Origin of the sequence: Micromonospora sp. NPDC049799 (assembly GCF_040656655.1) — a bacterium.
GTDB lineage: Bacteria > Actinomycetota > Actinomycetes > Mycobacteriales > Micromonosporaceae > Micromonospora.
Genome location: NZ_JBFAMU010000090.1, coordinates 1 through 14,130 on the forward strand (window position 1 = coordinate 1; position 14,130 = coordinate 14,130).

The following is a 14,130-nucleotide window of genomic DNA, read 5'->3' on the forward strand; positions in this document are numbered from 1 at the left end:
GTTGTGGATGCCTCCGCGCCGGCCGTTGGTCTCCGACTTCGGCACGTCGATGACCCGCTCCTGGGCGTGGTACATGTACACCGTGCCCTCGGGCACACCTGCACCGGATGCTCCGCGCCGAACTCGGTGCCGGGCCGCTCGCGCTCGCCCGGGCCCAGCGCGCCCAGACGGCCCGCACCCTGGTCGAGACCACCGGCCTGGGCATGGCCGAGATCGCCTTCGCGGCCGGTTTCGGCAGCGTCCGGCAGTTCAACGAGACCGTCCGCGAGGTGTACGGGGTGGCGCCGTCCGAGCTGCGTACCGCCCGGGGAGTCCGACCGGCCCCGGCGGGCGCGGGCACGATCACGCTGCGGCTCGCGTACCGTCCGCCGTTGCACGCGGCGGCGTTGCTGGACTTCCTCGCCCTCCGCGCGCTGCCGGGCGTCGAGGAGGTACGCGACGGTGCGTACCGCCGGGGGTTGCGGCTGCCGCACGGCACCGGAGAGTCGACCCTGACCCCGGCGGACGGGTACGTGGCCGCGACCCTGCGGCTGACCGACATGCGCGACCTGTCCCCGGCGGTGGCCCGCTGCCGGCGGCTGTTCGACCTGGACGCCGACCCCGCCGCGGTCGACGACACGCTCGCCGCCGACCCCGCGCTGGCCGGGGCGGTCACCGCCGAGCCCGGCGTCCGGGTGCCGCGGGCGGTGGACGGCTGGGAGATGGCCGTCCGCGCGATCATCGGCCAACAGGTCTCGGTCACAAGCGCCCGAACCACCCTCACCCGCCTCCTCTCCCACCTCCCCACCCCCACGGTGAGCGGCGTTGACCATGAGGTTGACGGGTGCTCTGATCTTCAAACCACCCTTCAACCTCATGATCGACGGAATGAGAGCCGGGGGTTGCGGGGGTTTCCTTCCGCTGGGGAGGTTTTGGGGATTTCGGATTCGGGGTTCGGGATGCCGGGTGGGCGGCGGGAGAGTATTCGGGCTCTCGCTCGGGCCGTCGCCGACGGGGGGCTGAACCTGGAGCCGGGTGGGGACCGGGAGGAGACCCGGCGCCGGCTCACCGAACTGCCCGGGATCGGGGCGTGGACCGCCGGCTACGTCGCGATGCGCGCGCTCGGCGACCCGGACGTCCTGCTCCCCACCGACCTGGCCGTGCGGCGCGGCGCCGCCGTCCTCGGCCTGCCCGACGACCCGAAGACCCTCGACGCGTACGCCGACCGCTGGCGCCCCTGGCGCTCGTACGCGGTCGTCCGACTCTGGAGAGCAGCATGAGCATGAACGACAGCACTGTCCTGCACACGCCCGCCGGTCCGCTGAGCATCGTGGCCGGACCGGACGGGGCGGTACGGGCGGCCGGCTTCACGGCCGACCCCGCGACCCTGCTCCCCCTCGTGCACCCGCGACTGCGAGCGCCCCTGCGGCAGCGGGCCGACCTGGGGCCGGTCACCGCCGCCGTCGTGTCCTACCTGGACGGCGACCTCGCCGCGATCGACGTGGTGCCGGTGGAGCAGCACACGTCCGGCGAGTTCATGGCGCACGCGTGGACGGTGCTGCGGGACGTGAAGGCGGGCGAGCCGGTGACGTACACGGCGTACGCCGGGCTGGCCGGCCGGCCCACCGCCGTCCGCGCGGCCGCGGCGGCCTGTGCCCGTAACGCCGCCGCCCTCTTCGTCCCCTGCCACCGGGTGCTGCGCACCGACGGGACGCTCGGCGGCTACCGCTGGGGGCTGGATGTGAAGAAGTGGCTTCTCGGGCACGAGCGTCGAGTGACGGAAAACTGACAGCGGCAACGCTCCCACTTGTCGCTACCGTCGGGTAGTGCCTGCGGAGAGCGACGGCAGCCCGGCCCCCACAGCCGGCCGACATCCGCTGCACAACCTCTGGCGACTGCGCCACTACCTGCGCCCGCACGCGGCTGAGTTCGGCTGGCTGATGCTCGCCGGGCTCGCCGCGACCGGCGCGGGCATCTCCGTACCGCTGGTGGCGCAGCGGGTGGTGGACGGCCCGGTGGCCCGGCAGGACCCCGCCGGCCTGGTGCGGCTGGCCGGTCTCGCCCTGCTGCTCGGCCTCGCCGAGGCACTGCTGATCTTCGTCCGGCGCTGGGTGCAGTCGTCGTCCTCGATGGCGATCGAGGCGGCCATCCGCGAGGACGTGTACGCCCACCTGCAACGCCTGCCGGCCAGCTTCCACGACCGGTGGCAGTCCGGTCAGCTGCTCTCCCGCATCACCAGCGACCTGTCGGTGATCCGCCGCTTCCTCTCGTTCGGCCTCTTCTTCCTGGTGCTCAACCTGGTCACCTACGTGGCCGTGGTGGTGCTGCTGATCCGGCTGCACACCGCCCTGGGCCTGGTGGTGGCCGCCAGCGCGGTGCCGCTGTTCCTGATCACGAGGCGGTTCGCGCGGGCGTACCACACCGCCTCCCGGCGGATGCAGGACCAGCAGGGCGACGTGGCCACCCTGGTCGAGGAGACCGCGCAGGGCCTGCGCACCATGAAGGCGTACGGGCGGGGACCCGAACTGGTCGCCCGGTTCGCCGGCAGCGCCCGGACGCTGCACGACACCGGGGTCGGCAAGGGCCGGCTGCTGGCCCGCACCTCCGCCCTGCTGGACCTGGTGCCGAACCTGACGCTGGGCGTGGTGCTGGTGACCGGCGCGGCGGCCGCCGCGCGGGGCGTGCTGACCATCGGCGAACTGGTGGCCTTCGTCAGCCTCCAGTTGATGCTCACCTGGCCGGTGCAGGGAATGGGCTGGATCATCGCGAACGGGCAGGAGGCCGCCACCGCCGCGGACCGGGTGCAGGAGGTCCTGACCACGCCACCGGCGATCGTGGACGCGCCGCACGCGGTCACCCTGCCGCCCGCCGAGGTGGCCGGCCGGCTGCGGTTCGAGGCCGTCTCGTTCCGCTACCCGGGCACGGCCGCGCCCGTGCTGCGCGGGATCGACCTGACCGTCGAGCCGGGCGAGACGCTCGCCCTGGTCGGCGCGACCGGCTGCGGCAAGAGCACCCTGCTCTCCCTGGTGCCCCGACTGCACGACGTGACCGACGGCCGGATCACCCTGGACGGGCACGACCTGCGGGACCTGCGCCTGGCCGCGCTGCGCCGGCTCGTCGGGGTCGCGTTCGAGGAGCCGACGCTGTTCTCCATGTCGGTGTGGGAGAACCTCACCCTGGGCCGCCCGGACGCCGCCGAGGACGAGGTCCGCGCGGCGCTCGCGCTGGCGCAGGCCGACTTCGCGTACGACCTGCCGTGGGGGTTGGCCACCCGGGTGGGCGAGCAGGGGCTGTCGCTCTCCGGTGGGCAACGGCAGCGGCTCGCGCTGGCCCGGGCGGTGCTCGGCCGGCCCGCCCTGCTCGTTCTGGACGACCCCCTGTCCGCGCTGGACGTGCACACCGAGGCCCTGGTCGAGGCGGCCCTGAAGCGGGTGCTGGGGAACACCACCGCCCTGCTGGTCGTGCACCGGCCGTCCACCATCGCCCTCGCCGACCGGGTGGCGCTGCTGGAGCAGGGGCGGATCACGGCGGTGGGGACGCACTCCGAACTGCTGGCCACGGTGCCCGCGTACCGCGCGGTGCTCTCCGCCGAGCCGCCGCCCGTCGTTCCGGCCATCGACCCCACGCCCGGCGGGCGGGGCCTGGTGCGGTCGTGACGGCCACCGGGAACGACGTCACCCGGTGGCGTGGTGTCGCCGTCGACCCCGACGCCGACCGCAGCCGCGCCGAGGACACCGACCCGGAGTCGGTGACCCGGCTGCGGGCCCTGAGCCGGGTGCTGCTGCGCGACCTGCTGCGCCCGCACCGGTGCCGGCTCGCGGTCGCCGTCGGGCTGCTGCTCAGCCAGAACGCGGCCGCGATGGCCGGGCCGTACCTGGTGATGCTCGGCATCGACCGGGCCATCGGCCCGCTGCGGGCCGGTGACGGCGGCCCGCTGGCGGCGATCGCCGCCGCGTTCGTCGCGGCCTCCGCCGTCGAGTACGCCGCCCGCCGCGGCTTCCTCACCCTCTCCGCGGGGATCGGCCAGGCCGTCCTGCTCGACCTCCGCGAGCGGGTGTACGCGCAGTTCCTGCGCCTGCCGGTGGCCTTCCACGAGCGGTACACCTCCGGCCGGATGGTGTCCCGGCTGACCAGCGACCTGGACTCGATCGGCGAGCTGGTCGGGGGCGGCCTGGACAGCCTGGTCCTGGCCGCGCTGTCGGTGCTGTCGGTGGCCGGCATCCTCCTCTGGCTCGACCTGCCGCTGGCCGCGGTGACCCTGCTCGCCTTCCCGTTCCTGTTCGGGCTCTCCCGCTGGTTCGCCCGTGCGTCCGCCGCCGCGTACCGGCGTACCCGGGAGACGATCGCGCTGGTCATCGTCCACTTCATCGAGTCGATGCGGGGCATCCGCGCGGTGCAGGCGTTCCGCCGGGAGCCGCGCAACCAGCGGATCTTCGGTACGGTCAGCGACGACTACCGCCGGGCCAGCCTGCAGACGTTCCGGCTGATCGCGACGTACTCACCCGGCATCAAGGTGATCGGCAACGTGACCGTCGCGGCGGTGCTCTGCTACGGCGGCTGGCGGGTGCTGCGGGGGGCGACCGAGCTGGGGGTGCTGGCCGCGTTCCTGCTCTACCTGCGGCGGTTCTTCGAGCCGATGCAGGACCTGAGCCAGTTCTACAACTCGTTGCAGTCGGCCACGGCGGCGCTGGAGAAGCTCTCCGGGGTGCTGCACGAGCGGCCCTCCGTACCGGAGCCCGCCCGGCCCGTTCCGCTGCCCGCGACCCCCCACCCGGGCGCGGTGGCCTTCCGGTCGGTCACCTTCGGCTACCGCGCGGACGCACCCATCCTCACCGACCTGGACCTGACCGTCCCGGCCGGGCAGACGGTCGCGCTGATCGGGCCGACCGGGGCCGGCAAGTCGACCATCGCCAAACTGCTCGCGCGGTTCCACGACCCGGTCTCCGGGACGGTAACCCTGGACGGGGTCGACCTGCGCGACCTGGCCGACGCCGACCTGCGTCGGGCGGTCGTGCTGGTCACCCAGGAGACCCACCTGTTCGGCGGTACGGTCGCGGAGAACATCCGCTTCGGCCGGCCCGGCGCCGACGACGCCGCCGTGGAGGCCGCCGCGCGTGCGATCGGCGCGCACGACTTCATCGCCGCGCTGCCCGACGGGTACGCGACCCAGGTGCACCGGCGGGGCGGCCGGCTCTCGGCCGGGCAGCGGCAACTGGTCGCGTTCGCGCGGGCGTTCCTCGCCGACCCGGCGGTGCTGATCCTCGACGAGGCGACGTCGTCGCTGGACGTGCCCACCGAGCGGACCGTGCAGCGGGCGCTCGGCACCATCCTGGCCGACCGCACCGCCCTGGTCATCGCGCACCGGTTGTCCACCGTGGAGACCGCCGACCGGGTGCTGGTGCTCGACGCCGGCCGGGTCGTCGAGGACGGCCCACCGGACCGGCTCGCCGAGGCCGACGGCCGGTACGCCGCCCTGCACCGCCAGTGGCGCGACTCCCTCGTGTAGGGCCTTACCGCTCGATCTCGATCGTCACCGGCCCGCTGGGGGGCGGCGGCGCCGCGTCCGGGTCCGCCGGCCCGTCGGCCACGCCGGTGCGGCTGTCCGCCCACCCCTGCCAGTGCTCGACCAGGAAGAACACCGCCACCACCAGGGCGGCCCCGCCGGCAAGTGCCGGCGTCCCGAAGGTCCGCGACATCGGCGCGTCCCACCCATCAGCCACCCACAGCGGCACCAACAGCTGTGCGCCGAGCAGGAACGCGGCGAATCCGAAGCCCAGCAGCCCGGCCACCGGTGCCGCTGGCCGGTCCGGCCGCACCGTCACCCGGGCGACCCCGACCGCCCACGCCAGACCGAAGCAGAGCAGCACCAGGGCCAGTTGGACGGCGTCGTCCCGGCCGGCGCGGTGCGCCCGAAGCACCAGCGGGAACGCGCCGGCGACGACCAACAGGGCGACCGCGTCCCAGGGCACGAGCCGGTCGGCGTACCGGACGAGGGCGAAGGCGACCACCACGGTCAGCAGAGCCGCGGGCACCAGCAGGACGGTCACCGACCCACCGCCGCCGGTGGTGTTCCCGAAGGCGTAGAGGGCGGCCGGGCCGACCGCGAACGCGGAAAGCACCCAGCGGACCCCGGCGGCCCGCCAGACATGCCAGGCGTAGCCGGTCAGCACCGCGGCCACCAGGATCGCCAAGCCGGCCGACCAGGGCACGTCCAACGGGACAGCGGCCGGGTCGCCGCGCAGGGAGCTGGTGCTGCCGCCCCGCCACACCTGGACCACCCGCACGGTCGTCGCGACGGCCGCGACGACCATCACGGTCACCCACCGCGAGGCCGCCGACCGGCCCGGGACTGTCGAGCGCTGATGGCGGGCGGTGGTGGCGGCCACGGTCACGACGGCGAGCGTCACCCACAGCACGAGGTCGAAGCCGAAGTCGTCGACGCGGTCGGGTCGGGCGAACGGCAGGGCCGGCTGGAGCAGGAGACCCGTCACCAGGGCCGCGCCGACGACCGGGCGGGCCGGGCGGGCGACCTGGCCCACGGCGAGCACCGCACCGCCCAGGGCGAGACCCGCGCCCGCGATCGTGGCGAGGGCGGTGGCCCCCTGCGGCAGGCCCGGCTCGACGGCACCCCCGGCGAGAGCGGGAAGCAGGCCCACCACGGCCTGCACGGCGAGACCGGCCGCCGCGAGCCACCACCCGGACAGCCGACCGTTCAGGGTTGCCGCGACCAGCGCCAGCAGCAGCACCGGCATCCCGAACACGATCGGGTGGGACCAACCGCCACCGACCAGACCCCAGAGGCCCGAGTGGACGGCCAGGGGCACCGCCCCGGCGGCGAACGCGACGCCGGTCGCGAGCGCGGCGAGCACCCCCGCGACGACCTGCCCGACGGACGTGAAACGTGTTTCCGGAGCCACCACCATGAAACGCCTCCCGGAACATGTGGAGGCGATGGTGTCACGGCCGGCGACCACCCGCTGTCCCGTGTGCAGCGGACGACGCCTACCAGGTGTCGACGTGCAGCACCTCGTCCAGGGGCTGGCGCTTCGCCGGCCGGAAGCCCTCCCCCGTGTAGTACGCGGTGGGGATCAGCGCGGCCTGCCGCACGTCGGCGGGGAGCCCGAGCAGCTCCGCGACCTCCGCCTCGTACGCGAGATGCAGGGTGGTCCAGGCGGTGCCGAGACCGCGCGCCCGTGCGGCGAGCATGTAGCTCCACGCGGCCGGCAGCACCGACCCCCACAGCCCGGCCTGGTTGCCGGCCGGCAGCTCGCCGCCGCCGTGCACCTGGAGGCACGGGATGAGCAGCACCGGCACCTCACCCATCCGGTCACCGAGCCAGGCGACGCTCTCCCCCACCCGGCGCTGCACTTCGGCGCGTTCCGGGTCCCCGGCGAAGAGCCGGGCGGCCGAGCCCTCGGAGGCGAGGTAGCCGTGCACCGCCCGCTGGTAGAGGTGGCCGATCGCGGCCCGCTTCGCCGCGTCGGTGACCACGACCCACTGCCAGCCCTGCCGATTCGAGCCGGACGGCGCCTGGAGGGCGATCTCCAGGCACTCCCGGACCAGCTCCATCGGCACCGGCCGGGTCAGGTCGAGGCGCCGGCGGACCGTACGGGTCGTGGTGAGCAGTTCGTCGGGGCTCAGGGGAAGCGTCGGCATCCGGTCATCGTGACACGGAGATAAGCCGTGGTCCGGTCGATAGCGGCTGCCTACGATCGACGGATGACTGATACGGCGAGGACGGCCCGCGCCGGCGTCCCCGAGCGTCCCACGCTGGACGGGCTCGAGGAGACCTGGGCGCACCGCTGGCAGGAGGAGGGCACGTACGCGTTCGACCGCAAGAAGGAGCGGGCGGACGTGTACGCGATCGACACCCCGCCGCCGACCGTATCGGGCGAGCTGCACATGGGGCACGTCTTCTCGTACACGCACACCGACGTGGTGGCCCGCTTCCAGCGGATGCGCGGGCGGACCGTGTTCTACCCGATGGGTTGGGACGACAACGGCCTGCCGACCGAGCGCCGGGTGCAGAACGTGTACGGGGTGCGCTGCGACCCGGCCCTGCCGTACGACCCGTCGTGGCAGCCGCCGGCCGCCCCGGTGGACGACGCCGCCCGGAAGGACCCGACACCCGTCTCCCGACGCACCTTCATCGAGCTGTGCGAGCGGCTGACCGTCGCCGACGAGCAGGTCTTCGAGGCGCTCTGGCGGCGGCTCGGGCTGTCCGTGGACTGGTCGCTGACGTACACGACGATCGGCCGCGTGGCCCGGGCGACGTCGCAGCGGGCGTTCCTGCGCAACCTCGCCCGGGACGAGGCGTACCAGGCGGAGGCGCCGACGCTCTGGGACGTCGGGTTCGCCACCGCCGTCGCCCAGGCGGAGCTGGAGGACCGGGAACGGCCCGGCGCGTACCACCGGCTGCGGTTCACCGGGCCGGACGGGCGCGAGGTGCTCGTCGACACCACCCGGCCGGAGCTGCTGCCCGCCTGCGTGGCGCTGGTCTGCCACCCCGACGACGAGCGGTACGCGGACCTCGTGGGGTCGGCTGTGCGTACGCCCGTCTTCTCCGTCGAGGTGCCGGTGCGCGCGCACCCGCTGGCGGACCCGGCCAAGGGCACGGGCATCGCGATGGTCTGCACGTTCGGCGACCTGACCGACGTGACCTGGTGGCGGGAACTGGCCCTGGACACCCGCGTGGTGATCGGCCGCGACGGCCGGCTGCTGCCGGACGCGCCGGCCGGCGTGCCTCCGCAGCCGTACGCGGCGCTGGCCGGGCAGACCGTCAACGGCGCCCGGCGGACGCTCGTGGAGCTGCTCGCCGACGCGGGCGACCTGGTCGGCGAGCCGCGGCCGATCACGCACCCGGTGAAGTTCTACGAGCGCGGCGACCGTCCCCTGGAGATCGTCTCGACCCGGCAGTGGTACCTGCGCAACGGCGGTCGGGACGCGGCGCTGCGCGACGAGCTGCTGGCCCGGGGCGCCGGGCTGCGCTGGGTGCCGGAGCACATGAAGCACCGGTACGACCACTGGGTGGGCGGGCTGACCGGCGACTGGCTGGTCAGCCGGCAGCGCTTCTTCGGGGTGCCGGTGCCGGTGTGGTACCGGCTCGACAACGCTGGCGAGCCGGACTACGCCCACCCTCTCACACCGGATGAGGCGACGCTGCCGATCGACCCGTCCACCGACGTGCCGCCCGGCTACTCCGAGTCGCAGCGCGGCGCGCCGGGTGGTTTCGTCGGTGACCCGGACGTGCTGGACACGTGGGCCACCTCGTCGTTGACCCCGCAGATCGTCGGCGGTTGGGAGACCGACCCCGACCTGTTCGCCCGGGTCTTCCCGATGGACCTGCGGCCCCAGGGGCAGGAGATCATCCGGACCTGGCTCTTCTCCTCGGTCGTCCGCTCCCACCTGGAGCACGGTGTGCTGCCGTGGCGGGACGCCGTGCTCTCCGGCTGGATCCTCGACCCGGACCGGAAGAAGATGTCCAAGTCCAAGGGGAACGTGGTCACCCCGATGGCGTTGCTGGAGCAGCACGGTTCCGACGCGGTGCGGTACTGGGCGGCGAACGGCAAGCCGGGCATGGACCTCGCGTTCGACCCGGCGCAGATCAAGGTGGGCCGCCGACTCGCCACGAAGCTGCTCAACGCGTCGAGGTTCGCCCTCGGTCTGGGTGCCGCCGACGCGCTGCGCGCACCGGCGACGTCACCGCTGGACACCGCGATGCTCGCCGAACTGTCCACCGTGGTCGCCACGGCGACCACGGCCCTGGACGCGTACGACCACACAGCGGCGTTGCAGGCCGCTGAGTCGTTCTTCTGGCGGTTCTGCGACGACTACATCGAGCTGGTGAAGGAGCGCGCCTACGGCACCGGACCGGGTGCGGACTCGGCCCGCGCGGCCTTGGCCACCGCGCTCTCGGTGCAACTGCGGCTCTTCGCGCCGGTGCTGCCGTACGCGACGGAGGAGGTGTGGTCCTGGTGGCGGTACGGGTCGGTGCACCGCGCGACCTGGCCCACCACGTACGAGGTGGGCCGGGCGGTCCAGGCTCCGGGTGACCCGGCGTTGCTCCGGCTGGCCGGTGACGCGCTCAGCCAGGTCCGGCGGGCCAAGTCGGAGCGGAAGCTGTCGATGAAGGCGGAGGTGCCGCTGGCCGAGGCGCTCGGTCCGGCCGCCCTGCTCGACCAGCTCACCGTGATCAGCGAGGACCTGCGGGCGGCGGGGCGGATCGGCAAGCTCGACCTCCTGCCCGACCGCACCCCGGAGCTGGTGATCGCCTGCGCCTTCTAGCTGCGGCGCGGCGCGGCGCGCCGCGGCGTAAGGAAGGGCCCCCTGTTGACCGGGGCCCTTCCTTACACCTCAGCTGGTTTCGCCGGCCACCGAGAAGGAGCGGAGGCGGTCGATCGCCAGGACGGTGAACCCGATCGCGACCAGGGTGGTCATCACCGACGCCACCGGAACCGAGACGGTGGTGGAGAGCAGCCCGGTCGGGGCCAGCCGGTCGGCCAGGGCGATCACGTACTGCTGGATGGACAGCACCTTCGTGCCGCTGACGAAGTTGCCGAGCAGCCCCTCCCAGATCAGCACGTAGACCAGACCGAGCAGCACCGGCCGCCGGGTGATCAGGCTGAGTGCCAGGAACAGCGCCGAGTACGCCAGCGCGCCGATCGCCGAGGCGGCGGCGAGGGCCAGCCCGAGGCGTACCGAGTCGGCGAGCACGCCCGCGACGTAGAGCGGCAGGGCGACGGTGGCCGCGGTGACGCCGGCCGCCACCGCCAGCTTCGGAAGGACGATCTGCCAGCGCGGCAGCGGCTTGGTCAGGATGTGCACCACGGTGCCGTCGTCGATCTCGGCACCGAGCACGCCGGTGCCGACGATCAGGGCGACCACGGGCAGCACCACGGCCAGGCCGAGGCCGACCAGCACCGGCGGGCCCCACTCCCCCGGGTCGACGCCCAGCGCCCGGGAGAGCACGGCGAGCAGCACCAGCAGCACCGGCAGCGGAAGCAGCAGCAGGAAGCGGCGACGCCCGAACAGCCCCCGCGCGGTGATCCAGGAAATGGTCGACATGTCAGGCCTCCACCAGGTAGGAGAAGACGCTCTCCAGGGACTCGTCCTCGGGCACCAGCTGCTGCACCCGGATCCCTCGGGACAGGGCGATCTTCGGCAGGGCGCGGGTGAACGCGCCGTAGTCGCCGGCCCGCACGGTCAGCCCGGCGCGGCCCAGTTCCACGCCGGTCACCGACGTCTCGGCCATCAGGGCCACCGCGAGGGCCCGGTCGTCGGTCGAGCGTACGGCGAAGACGTGCGGCCGGTTGGTCATCAGCCGGCGGATGGTGCGGAAGTCGCCGGACGCGGCGAGCCGACCGGCCACCATCACCTGGACGGTGCCGGAGACCTGCTCGACCTCCTCCAGGATGTGCGAGCTGAACAGGATGGTCCGGCCGGCCGCGCCGAGGCGGTGCAGCAGGTCCATCATGTGCAGCCGTTGGCGCGGGTCCATGCCGTTGAACGGTTCGTCGAGCAGCAGCACCTGCGGGTCGTGCACGAGCGCGGCGGCGACCCGGGTGCGCTGCCGCATGCCCTTGGAGTACGTGCCGATCCGGCGCGCCTGCGCGCCCTCCAGCTCGACCAGGGCGATCGCCCGGCGGGCCGCGTCCTCCGGGTCCGGCAGCCGGTGCAGCTTCGCGCTGGCCAGCACGAACTCGTACGCGGTCAGGAAGGTGTGCACGGCCTCCCGCTCGCTGACCAGGCCGAGCCGGCGGTAGACGTCGGGGTTGCGCCAGGTGGGGCGTCCGTCCAGGGTCACCGCCCCGCGGGACGGGGCGAGAAAGCCGGCCATCATGTGCAGCAGCGTCGTCTTGCCGGCGCCGTTCGGCCCGAGCAGTCCGGTGACACCCGGGCCCAGCCGCATGCTGACGTCGTTGACGGCGACCACGTTGCCGTACCAGCGGGAGACGCCCGCGAGGTCGAGCGTGCTGGAGGTGGCGGCCGAGACCGCCGCCGTCGGGTCGGTGCTGGTCGCGGTCATCGGGCGGCCACCTTCCGGTATCGCAGGAGCAGCAGGGCGACGCACGAGCTGACCAGCACGACGGCGGCGAGGGCGTAGACCGGGCCGAAGTCGCCGATCGGCAGGCCCCCGCCCTGGCTCTCCGGCTCCAGCAGGTCACCGAGCGCCCAGGTGCCGACGCCGCTCACCAGGGTGGACGGGGAGGCCAGGAAGGCCAGTTCGTTGACCACCCGGGAGGGCATGATCGACAGCGTGCCGACGACCGGCGCGGTCATCAGGAACACGGCGACGATCCCGCCGGCGGCGAAGGCCCGCTTGCCGGTGAACGACGCCACCAGCAGCCCGATCGAGGCGAAGACCACCGCCCAGAGGCCGGCGTACAGCAGGCCGGGCAGCAGGTCCAGCAGCTCGTTCCACACCCCGCGCATGCCCTCCTTGGTGGTGAAGGCGGCACCGAGGAACATCACCAGCTGCGGGCCGCCGAGAAGCAGCCAGAGCGCCGTCATCATGGCGAGCAGCTTGGCCAGCGGGTAGTCGGAGCGCGGCAGCGGGCGGGAGAAGTACAGCGGCAGCACGCCGCTGCGCAGGTCGCGGCTGACCAGCTCCGGCGCGGCTACCGCGACGAAGAAGATGACCAGCCAGCTCATCGCGTCGGCGAACTGGGCGTACGTCATGACGACCTCGCCGATCTGGCTGCGTACGGCGGTGACGCCGGCCGCGACCAGGGTGACGATGCCGACCACCAGCCAGGGGAAGATCTTGGCCTTGGCGGTGCGGCCCAGCCCGAAGACGGTCCGCAGGCCGTGCAGGTAGAGCGCGCCGAAGACGTGCCGGCGGCCCAGCCGGGGGCCGGTGTAGCGCTGGTAGCCGATGTCGTGGATGACGCCGGTCGGCTCAGGCATGGCTGGGCTCCCTCGTGGCGAACAGCTCGGCGACCCGGTGCCGTCGCTGGTCGAGCCGGTGCAGCGGCAGGTCCAGCTCGGCCACCGCGCCGAGGATCGTGTCGTAGGTGGTGTCGTCGGTCAGCTCGACGAGCAGCAGGCGGCCGTCCCGGCGGACCGGAAGGCGCAGCGCGGCGAGCCGGGCGGCCAGGTCGTCGGTGCCCTCGCTGACCTCGACGGCGAGGACGTCGGTGGCCGTGGTCATGGCGGAGATGCGATCGGCGCGCAGCAGTCGCCCGCCGTCGATGGCGACGAGCGTGTCGCAGATCCGCTCGACCTCGCCGAGCAGGTGGGAGCAGACCAGGACGGAGATGCCGAACTCGGTGCCGATCCGGTGCACCAGGGCGAGCATGGCGTCCCGGCCGGCCGGGTCGAGGCCGTTGGTCGGTTCGTCGAGCAGCAGCAGGTCCGGGTCGTGCACGAGCGCCTGGGCGAGCTTGACCCGCTGCTTCATGCCGGTGGAGTAGCCACCGACCGGGCGGTAGCGCTCCTCGTAGAGCCCGACGTGCCGCAGCGCCTCGGAGGCCCGCTCGCGGGCGACGGTGCGCGGCAGGCCGCTCATCCGGCCGAGGTGGGTGACCAGCTCGGCGGCGGAGAGGTCGGGTGGGAGGGCGTCGTGCTCGGGCATGTAGCCGACGCGGGCGCGCACCTGGTCGGAGTCGGTGGTCGGGTCGAGATCGAGGACCCGGACCCGGCCGCTTGTGGGAGGAAGAAGGCCGAGCAGGATCTTGATCAGCGTAGACTTGCCGGCGCCGTTCGCGCCGACCAGGCCGATGATCCCGGGCTCGACCGCGACGGTCAGGTCGGCCAGCGCGGTGACCCCACCCCCGTACGTCTTGGTCAGCGACTCGGTCGCGATGAGTGTCACGCCGCCAGCGTAGGTAGCCGAGGCACACCGGGACATCAGGCGCGCCCCTGATCCCACCACTAGGGGGCGTAAGAGTCTGGTAATCCCGCGGGAGCCGTCCGGGCGGAAGACTGGTCCCCATGGTCACCCGACTGCCGCGCGGACCGCTGGTCCGGGGCGCGCTCGCCGTGCTCGTCGTCGTCTCCGCGCTGGGAGCCTGGTGGTTCCAGCCGTGGAAGGTGGTCACCGACACCGAGGTGGACGAGGAGCTGTCCACCGTCGTCACGGCCGCGCCGCCGCCGGCCGGCCCGACGACCGGTGGGACGGTCCGCGAGCCGGCGGGCGGCGGCCCGTCGGGG

General features: G+C 73.7%; 10 protein-coding genes and 2 pseudogenes. 6 read left to right on the forward strand and 6 right to left on the reverse strand.

From position 1 onward, the window contains the following. Window positions 1–95 precede the first annotated feature (95 nt). The 4 genes and pseudogenes from AB0I76_RS10285 to AB0I76_RS10300 all read left to right on the forward strand — a co-directional run. Window positions 96–1,259, forward strand: a pseudogene (locus tag AB0I76_RS10285) (AlkA N-terminal domain-containing protein); the annotation flags it as partial. Next, window positions 1,256–1,768 (forward strand): methylated-DNA--[protein]-cysteine S-methyltransferase, encoded by a 513-nt coding sequence (locus tag AB0I76_RS10290; protein WP_357032793.1) that lies wholly within the window; start codon window positions 1,256–1,258, stop codon window positions 1,766–1,768. The pseudogene AB0I76_RS10285 and the gene AB0I76_RS10290, both read left to right, overlap by 4 nt. Before the next feature lie 37 nt (window positions 1,769–1,805). Continuing rightward, window positions 1,806–3,635, forward strand: coding sequence for an ABC transporter ATP-binding protein (locus AB0I76_RS10295; RefSeq protein ID WP_357032796.1), 1,830 nt, complete (start codon window positions 1,806–1,808; stop codon window positions 3,633–3,635). Beyond that, a complete protein-coding gene (locus tag AB0I76_RS10300; RefSeq protein WP_357032799.1) occupies window positions 3,632–5,485 on the forward strand; it encodes an ABC transporter ATP-binding protein in 1,854 nt (617 codons plus the stop codon). The genes AB0I76_RS10295 and AB0I76_RS10300 overlap by 4 nt, the downstream gene beginning before the upstream one ends. A gap of 4 nt (window positions 5,486–5,489) precedes the next feature. On the opposite strand, the gene AB0I76_RS10305 is transcribed toward AB0I76_RS10300, so the two are convergent. Both AB0I76_RS10305 and AB0I76_RS10310 read right to left on the reverse strand, forming a co-directional pair. Then, window positions 5,490–6,902 carry a hypothetical protein gene (locus tag AB0I76_RS10305; RefSeq protein WP_357032802.1) on the reverse strand — a complete coding sequence of 471 codons (1,413 nt, stop codon included), beginning with the start codon at window positions 6,900–6,902 and terminating at the stop codon, window positions 5,490–5,492. 79 nt (window positions 6,903–6,981) lie between these two features. Continuing rightward, window positions 6,982–7,635, reverse strand: a complete 654-nt coding sequence (locus AB0I76_RS10310) for a nitroreductase family protein (RefSeq protein WP_357032805.1) — start codon at window positions 7,633–7,635, stop codon at window positions 6,982–6,984. Between the two features lie 63 nt (window positions 7,636–7,698). On the opposite strand from AB0I76_RS10310, the gene valS reads away from it, so the two are divergent. After that, entirely contained in the window at window positions 7,699–10,263 is a 2,565-nt protein-coding gene (gene valS, locus AB0I76_RS10315; RefSeq protein ID WP_357032808.1) for a valine--tRNA ligase, read from the forward strand. A gap of 69 nt (window positions 10,264–10,332) precedes the next feature. Here the strand turns inward: valS and AB0I76_RS10320 are convergent, their stop codons facing one another. Genes AB0I76_RS10320 through AB0I76_RS10335 form a run of 4 tightly spaced genes read right to left on the reverse strand, consistent with a single transcriptional unit; the run spans window position 10,333 to window position 13,792 of the window. Then, the gene (locus AB0I76_RS10320) at window positions 10,333–11,043 is read right to left on the reverse strand and encodes an ABC transporter permease subunit (protein WP_357032811.1); all 711 of its coding nucleotides are present in this window, start codon (window positions 11,041–11,043) and stop codon (window positions 10,333–10,335) included. A gap of 1 nt (window position 11,044) precedes the next feature. Continuing rightward, window positions 11,045–12,004 carry an ABC transporter ATP-binding protein gene (locus tag AB0I76_RS10325; protein ID WP_357032814.1) on the reverse strand — a complete coding sequence of 320 codons (960 nt, stop codon included), beginning with the start codon at window positions 12,002–12,004 and terminating at the stop codon, window positions 11,045–11,047. Beyond that, entirely contained in the window at window positions 12,001–12,885 is an 885-nt protein-coding gene (locus AB0I76_RS10330) for an ABC transporter permease subunit (RefSeq protein ID WP_357032817.1), read from the reverse strand. The genes AB0I76_RS10325 and AB0I76_RS10330 overlap by 4 nt, the downstream gene beginning before the upstream one ends. Then, window positions 12,878–13,792, reverse strand: a complete 915-nt coding sequence (locus tag AB0I76_RS10335) for an ABC transporter ATP-binding protein (RefSeq protein ID WP_357032820.1) — start codon at window positions 13,790–13,792, stop codon at window positions 12,878–12,880. The genes AB0I76_RS10330 and AB0I76_RS10335 overlap by 8 nt, the downstream gene beginning before the upstream one ends. A 119-nt stretch (window positions 13,793–13,911) precedes the next feature. On the opposite strand from AB0I76_RS10335, the pseudogene AB0I76_RS10340 reads away from it, so the two are divergent. After that, a pseudogene (locus AB0I76_RS10340) lies at window positions 13,912–14,130 on the forward strand (hypothetical protein); the annotation flags it as partial.

Bases quoted from the DNA above. Each gene is read 5' to 3' on its own strand.
- AB0I76_RS10305 (WP_357032802.1), bottom strand. From the start codon at position 6,902: ATGGTGGTGGCTCCGGAAACACGTTTCACGTCCGTCGGGCAGGTCGTC.
- AB0I76_RS10290 (WP_357032793.1), top strand. From the start codon at position 1,256: ATGAGCATGAACGACAGCACTGTCCTGCACACGCCCGCCGGTCCGCTG.
- AB0I76_RS10330 (WP_357032817.1), bottom strand. From the start codon at position 12,885: ATGCCTGAGCCGACCGGCGTCATCCACGACATCGGCTACCAGCGCTAC.
- AB0I76_RS10310 (WP_357032805.1), bottom strand. From the start codon at position 7,635: ATGCCGACGCTTCCCCTGAGCCCCGACGAACTGCTCACCACGACCCGT.
- AB0I76_RS10325 (WP_357032814.1), bottom strand. From the start codon at position 12,004: ATGACCGCGACCAGCACCGACCCGACGGCGGCGGTCTCGGCCGCCACC.
- AB0I76_RS10320 (WP_357032811.1), bottom strand. From the start codon at position 11,043: ATGTCGACCATTTCCTGGATCACCGCGCGGGGGCTGTTCGGGCGTCGC.
- valS (WP_357032808.1), top strand. From the start codon at position 7,699: ATGACTGATACGGCGAGGACGGCCCGCGCCGGCGTCCCCGAGCGTCCC.